This window comes from Aeromonas sp. QDB18 (assembly GCF_027705325.1).
GTDB lineage: Bacteria > Pseudomonadota > Gammaproteobacteria > Enterobacterales > Aeromonadaceae > Aeromonas > Aeromonas caviae.
This window is the reverse complement of sequence record NZ_JAPDBQ010000277.1, coordinates 1-1,539: the sequence shown is the minus strand read 5'-3', so window position 1 is coordinate 1,539 and position 1,539 is coordinate 1. Positions and strand designations below refer to the sequence as shown.

The window sequence follows — 1,539 nt, the reverse complement described above, 5'->3', positions numbered from 1 at the left end:
CCTGCATGGAGACGCGATTAGATCACAGACGATCTGCCTGTTCAAATTTCATTAACAAAGTGCGATCCCGCCCTGACGCCTGACACACTCTGCCCCACTTGTAAAAGCGTCGTTTTGCCACAAGAGCTTGCACCATTGAAGTGAAAAATCATGGTCCCTGTATTTGATAACTTCATGAATACATTGGATAGATTTGCCATGATTGCAACGAGCATGGTTGGTGACTCTTTGACAGACAACGCAATGTTCTTTTGCCAATCCTGCAGCGTTCCTTTCGAGTGGATAGCGTCATGCTCACCAGGCGCGGACAGCAGCTCGTGCTGAGGACCACTATAGCCCGTTTTGTAAATTGACCGACCTACCCAGACATAGCAGAGATGTTCGCTAACAAACCCCGCTTGCAGATGCTGATGGACCACGCTGATATTTTGGATACTGATGCTGGCGGACATGTATGACAGCAGCCCCTCCTCCCGTACACCTAGGCATTCAATCCCCGCGCGGTATAGCGCAGCCCTCACTGTTTTGTAGTCCTGAATCACCCTATCGAATAATAGGTCGATGCGCTGGCATTGCTTCCGCTCATCCAGATACATGAAACGAACACCACTGATGTCTGTACTGTCAGCTTGGAGTATCGATACCGGCAGCAATGGCTTACCGAGTATCGTTTTTGGCTTGCCATGATCGCTAGCCAATTTCCCCCACGGGGACATCGCAAACCCATCAGGAATAGCTATCGAATGAACCGGTTTTTTCATCTCCGGCTCAGACCTGGAAAGCACCACGCCATCTAGGTCACACACAGTCCCATCAGGGGTAATCGAGCAACGCCCCTCGTTGTACAACCTGTATTCTGCTGAACACTGATCCAGCATAAGAAGTTCACGACGAACGAAAAGCTCATATTGAGTCTCACTGTCGGGGTATGGCTGACAACATTCGTGCTGTTCGGACATTGGGCTCACAGCATCGGGGGCAATATTCGCTCGATGAGCATCACCATGGTGTGCATCAAGGTTCGTTTTCTCCACCAGTAACGGCAGCGAGTCAGGAGCGACTGCAGGGTGCGATTCTGGCGCTGATGCCTCCTGATCCGAGTCCGGTACCGAGTCTGTCGGCGGTACACCCTGACTTGCCATCCTATCAATAGATGCTTGAGTCCCTGGACGACGGTCAAAACACCTCGGGGGGTTATCACTACTAGATCTGGGTCTACGCATAATTATCTATGGGGGAGTCTCCTCCCCCATTCTCCAAAAAATTGTTAACAGGTGATGCGTGGGAGGTCCCACAGGGTGTGTAATTCGTTGACGGCCTTAACCAGCGTGGTATCGTGGAGGCGGGCATATCGCTCAGTCATTTTTGGCGAGCTATGGCCCAGCACTTTTTGAAGCACATCCAGCGAGCAACCTTGGTTTAACAGCGAGGTAGCGACGGTATGACGGGCGTCATGCATGCGTCAGGGCGAGATCGTGAACATTTTGTTAAAAATTAAAAATAGTTTTTTGCCTACAAAACAAATACTTATAGGCCTGT

The 1,539-nt window shown here is 50.4% G+C and carries 2 protein-coding genes; both read right to left on the bottom strand.

Going from position 1 to position 1,539, the window contains the following annotated elements; all coding sequences use genetic code 11:
* Positions 1-41: 41 nt before the first annotated feature.
* Positions 42-761 carry a DUF927 domain-containing protein gene (locus tag OKC30_RS20835; RefSeq protein WP_270809810.1) on the bottom strand — a complete coding sequence of 240 codons (720 nt, stop codon included), beginning with the start codon at positions 759-761 and terminating at the stop codon, positions 42-44.
* 506 nt (positions 762-1,267) lie between these two features.
* Positions 1,268-1,459 (bottom strand): tyrosine-type recombinase/integrase, encoded by a 192-nt coding sequence (locus OKC30_RS21585; protein ID WP_050490565.1) that lies wholly within the window; start codon positions 1,457-1,459, stop codon positions 1,268-1,270.
* Between the last annotated feature and the right edge of the window lie 80 nt (positions 1,460-1,539).